General features: G+C 40.4%; 5 protein-coding genes and 1 pseudogene. 3 read left to right on the top strand and 3 right to left on the bottom strand.

Annotated features, from left to right (window positions below; all coding sequences use genetic code 11):
• The 3 genes from CDG77_RS36025 to CDG77_RS33575 all read right to left on the bottom strand — a co-directional run.
• Positions 1-217, bottom strand: a 217-nt coding sequence (locus CDG77_RS36025) for a hypothetical protein (protein ID WP_442946457.1), incomplete at its 3' end; no start/stop codon positions are given.
• 217 nt (positions 218-434) lie between these two features.
• The gene (locus CDG77_RS33580) at positions 435-1,388 is read right to left on the bottom strand and encodes a ParB/RepB/Spo0J family partition protein (protein ID WP_094333483.1); all 954 of its coding nucleotides are present in this window, start codon (positions 1,386-1,388) and stop codon (positions 435-437) included.
• Position 1,389: 1 nt separating this feature from the next.
• Positions 1,390-2,142 (bottom strand): ParA family protein, encoded by a 753-nt coding sequence (locus tag CDG77_RS33575; RefSeq protein WP_094333482.1) that lies wholly within the window; start codon positions 2,140-2,142, stop codon positions 1,390-1,392.
• Between the two features lie 258 nt (positions 2,143-2,400).
• On the opposite strand from CDG77_RS33575, the gene CDG77_RS38270 reads away from it, so the two are divergent.
• From CDG77_RS38270 to CDG77_RS33560, 3 genes and pseudogenes are all read left to right on the top strand, one after another.
• Positions 2,401-2,991, top strand: coding sequence for a hypothetical protein (locus tag CDG77_RS38270; RefSeq protein WP_223270121.1), 591 nt, complete (start codon positions 2,401-2,403; stop codon positions 2,989-2,991).
• A gap of 51 nt (positions 2,992-3,042) precedes the next feature.
• Positions 3,043-3,558 carry a hypothetical protein gene (locus tag CDG77_RS33565; RefSeq protein ID WP_190234146.1) on the top strand — a complete coding sequence of 172 codons (516 nt, stop codon included), beginning with the start codon at positions 3,043-3,045 and terminating at the stop codon, positions 3,556-3,558.
• 414 nt (positions 3,559-3,972) lie between these two features.
• Positions 3,973-4,523 (top strand): annotated as a pseudogene (locus tag CDG77_RS33560) (hypothetical protein); the annotation flags it as partial.

Raw genomic sequence — 4,523 nt, 5'->3', positions numbered from 1 at the left:
GTATTTTCAACCTCGGATGACGACACAGAATTTGCATGAACTTTTGTGGACAATTTTCCCACAAAGTCAACACCCTACTGCGGGGGCGGGTCAGTCTTGCCACTGTGTAACCCGATTCAGCAGAGTAAAAAGTTAGGCGTTCTACGACTCCGGTGATTGTTTCGTGTTGAGGAAAGGCGCTTACTTGTTGAGGGGAAAGATTAGAGGGAGTGGACATTGTTTATGATTCAGATGCCGCACATTATTACAATACTGGAATTCAGTTCCATCATAGTACATAAATACTATACTCTTTTGAGATTACAATAATAGTAGATGATAAAGTCGAAAATGCTGCTTCGCTTCACCATACGATGACTACGAGCGTAAGCTATGCAAGCTACGCCTCAAAGGTTGGTGAGGAAAGTGAAATATGTTGTAAAAAACCATAGATTTTACTCTAATAAAGCTTCAATTTGCCCTAACAACTTATCTAAAACTTTTGCTTTATTAGGATCTTCCCAGATTTTAGCTTGCTTAACTCGCTGATAGGCTTCCTTCATCCGATTAGGAAGGATATTCGGCTGAGAAGACTTAGGAGGTTGAACTGATTGAATGTAACTTTTGATATCTCTAACTGAAAGATTTTCTTCAATAGTTTTCACTAGAAGTTGATGTCGCTGCTCTTTGTCTTTCAATTGAGCGATGATACGAGCTTTGGTATATTCTAGTTGTCCTTGGCGCAAAGTTTCTAGAACATCTTTAGGTAAATTTAGTAAAGGTAGGCGATGACTACGAAAACTGTCTGGAGTCAACCTACCTATTACTGAAAATATCTTTTCTACCATTTCCCATTGGTTACGAACAACGTTGTTCGTAGTTTCTGTTTTTTGCTTTTGGAGGTTAGCAATATGATTGAGTAGGGAAATAACTTCTCCTTGAGAGCATTCCAAGCGAATAGATAGCAGTTGCAAAATAGCTTCAGTTTCCTCAACCGGATTTAAATCTTCCCGTTGCAAATTTTCGAGGAGGGCGACTTGGAAAGCATCTTGGTCATTGAGATGGCGGATAATAACCGGAACTTGCTCCATTCCAAGAGTTTGAGCCGCACGGTAGCGACGTTCACCAGCAATCAATTCATAATTACCGGATTCTAACGGTCGGACAAGCAGTGGCTGCAAGATGCCATGTTCACGAATAGAAGCAACTAGGCTTTCCATTCCTTGAATTGAAAAATAACGCCGAGGCTGATGAGCAGCTAGGTGAATTTGAGTTATTAATAAAGATTGTTCAATAGATTCGTTTTCCGAGAGTTGAGGATTATTGGTAACTCCTACTAAGTCCAGGAATTGTCTGGTTTTATTCGGAAATTCCATTTCATCTGCCATTGACAAGCGCCGCTTCGCCATATTACTCCTGTTCTGCCATTTCCCTGGCGATTTCTTGATAAGGTTCAATCAATTTTTTTTCTGTGGTATATCGATGAATTGGTTGACGCGCCAAGTTGGACTCTGGAAACTGAACAGACTTAGGAACTGGTTCAAAAATTTTGACCCCAGGGAGTTTAGTTTTAAGAGTTTTGAGAGCATCTTGGGTCGTGAGTGTACGGTCTGCCATTGTAGGCAAGACTCCTAAAATTTGCAAATTGGGGTGAGTGTCTTCATCACGAAGACTTTCGATAGTTTCTAATAATTGTCGTAAGCCTTCCAAAGCAAAGAACTGACATTGAACGGGGATCAAGACTGCATCTGCTGCCATTAGTGCATTTAGAGTCAACATACCTAAGCTAGGTGGACAATCAATGAGGATATGAGCAAATTCTTGCCGTAAAGGATTTAATTTCTTTCTCAGAATTCGGCTATTATCTGCCGAGGTCAAAATTTGCTTTTCTCCAGATGCTAGAGATATGTCAGCCGGAATCAGCTTGATTCCGTACTCGGTGTCAATAATAGTTTCAGATGCGCTCTGTTTACGATCTGTAAGTACTTCATAAGCAGTCATCTGCCCTGGCTGAATCTTGATTCCTAGACCTGTGGTTAAATTGCCTTGGGGATCAAAGTCAACTACAAGGCAGGAGGAACTTTCTGCCAGCAATCCACTTAGTGCAATAGTAGAGGTTGTCTTGGCTACTCCTCCCTTTTGATTAGTAACTGCGATAATCATATTTTCTTAGTACTATGCGATTTTTGATGAAAAAACATATATATATTAGTTACAGAATGAACTGATTCTATGACAATTTAAGTAGACCGCAAAGATTTTCACAAGTTTTACACCAAAGTAATGAAAAACTAATGCTCCAAATTGCTTGTTACTTAAAAAGCTAACTATACTTTCGTTCTGGCGATGAGGAGCGATTTAGTGAAATAAATTGGTGGTTAAAATACACTCATTTCCCAAAGTTCAGGAAAGAAAGTTCTGATGAAGTCTACCGAGCAATCGCCCAAGCCACCTAAACAACAGTCAAAACCCAACGACCAAAGCCCAAAGCTTGACCTTGTAGCTTATAAACCAGTAGAGAAACAGCAGCCAACCTCTCAGCCTGGCATTACTCCCAGTGATGATCTACCGTCAGTTGAGCAGCCAGTTCCAGCAGAGGTGATACCTCTCATGTCAAAGATGAACGCCGCTGAAAAACCGCAACATTTAGAGAAAAGTAAAGCCAAACGTACCTCTGCTAACAAGAGAAAATCAAAATTACCGCAACAGCCCAAGCAGCAGGGTCAATTGACAAAGAGCGATGAAGAAGAAGAGTTACCGCCAGAACGCTGTCAACATATCCAGTTTTTGGACTGCGACAAACAAGTGGGGCGCGTGATATTGGAGTGTTGGCACTGTCAGCAGGGAATAATTAGCGAGTTTACTGGGGAACCAGTAATGGGAGAATACAAAGGTCATCCTTCATTAATTCAGGTGAAAGTCCAATGTCCTAATTGTGAGCAGACGGCGATTAGATTAACAACGGGTCAGGTGGTTTCAACAACAGCGATTCCTTCTCCTTGGCAGCAATGATGGCACACACCAAGATCAAGAGTGATTGGTAAGAGATATTAACAATTGATAATGCAAAAGTTGAAAATTTTACCCTCAATAATAACTGCACTAACGGCACTGATACTAACTAGTTGCAGCACTACTACTGCTGAACAGTATGAAGCTACAGCACTCACCAGTTACACCTGGCAAGTTAAGTATGCTAATAACCTAACTAGTGAACCACGACCCCGCATTGAAACCTTTGCTACTACTTCGGTGCTAAATCGAAATGGAGTAAAACCACCGGGAGAAGTAATTGGCCCAGATGATCGAGGGCTATGGTGGCCTACTTTACCTCCACGGCCAAGTGTTGATGAAGTTGAACAACGTAAAAAATCTCAAGAAGAGGCAGGCAAACCTGAATTGATGAAAGATGTTCAGTACAAACTGACCTACGGAGTGGGTAATTTACAGAAGGCACTACCTACTAATTATGATGTTTATCGGCAAGTAGTAAAAGCTTATCCCCAAAAAATTCTTTTGGAATTAACTTTGGGTGTGAATGATAATTCAGTTGAGAAAGCTGAACCTATAAGCAAGTAATAACGCACTTGTTACTTAGTCAGCAAGAAGTTAAAGATCAAAACTGAATTGCTTTTCAACAAAAAATTGACAGTAAAGTGTAAATCAAAAAGTCAACGATGATCTAAATTAATTTTTGCTGCGTTGATAAAAAGATTTCAAAAAATCCTATTGGGGGCTATATGGGGGCTATATATACCCCAGCATAGCTTAAGACTTTGGTGAGATTTTAACCCCTATATAGGGTGCATATAGGTGCTATATAGGGTATATTTGACTGGTTAACATTTTGTACCCCATTTAGCCCCCAAGGGGTTATGATAAGCTCTTGAGATTAGGAAAAAAAGGGGAAGTTATTTTATTCTTCTTTCTCTTGCCCTTGCAGATCACTTGAACAGATAACTTTCACAAATAAAGTGTATTACCTTTGTCTTTATGTCAAACATTCACACGTTGCAAAAAATTTTTCCGGCGGGTTTCGATAATGGTTACGGAAGTCTCAAACTTTTAGTCGATGGCTTTGAAGTAGTTCGTGTGCCCAGCTATATAACTAATGCCGAGATGGAAGATGTGCCAGGACGTGTAGTTTTTAACGGTAGTGCTTATACAGTTGGAGAGTCTGCTTACCGGACAGGGAATTATTTTGACCGCAACACAGACAATAATGAAAACAAAGTCAATAACGCATTATTGACTTTATTGGGTGCATTGGCACATCTACCACACCGTAAGGCTTGGCACTTAAAATTAGTCGTCAGTTTACATGATGTTGGTCTGGCTGATGAATTGCAAAAAGTACTCAATGGAGAATATCAGCCGATACTTGCTGGCAAGCAATCAGAAGTAAAAGTAGAAGTGCTGAAAGTTGTGCTAGAGGGGATGGGTGCATTGTTTGGGCATCCACTGCCGAAAAAATTAACCATTTTAGACTTTGGCAATGGAACAACCCTGTATTCTCGTTACAACCGGGGTCAACGAGAAGTTCA

It is taken from the genome of Nostoc sp. 'Peltigera membranacea cyanobiont' 213, assembly GCF_002245975.1.
Lineage (GTDB): Bacteria > Cyanobacteriota > Cyanobacteriia > Cyanobacteriales > Nostocaceae > Nostoc.
The sequence above is the reverse complement of the archived record's forward strand: the minus strand, read 5'-3'. Positions and strand labels throughout refer to the sequence as shown.

Coding starts and splice junctions, on each gene's coding strand:
- CDG77_RS33580 (WP_094333483.1), bottom strand. CDS start 1,388: ATGGCGAAGCGGCGCTTGTCAATGGCAGATGAAATGGAATTTCCGAAT.
- CDG77_RS33575 (WP_094333482.1), bottom strand. CDS start 2,142: ATGATTATCGCAGTTACTAATCAAAAGGGAGGAGTAGCCAAGACAACC.
- CDG77_RS38270 (WP_223270121.1), top strand. CDS start 2,401: ATGAAGTCTACCGAGCAATCGCCCAAGCCACCTAAACAACAGTCAAAA.
- CDG77_RS33565 (WP_190234146.1), top strand. CDS start 3,043: ATGCAAAAGTTGAAAATTTTACCCTCAATAATAACTGCACTAACGGCA.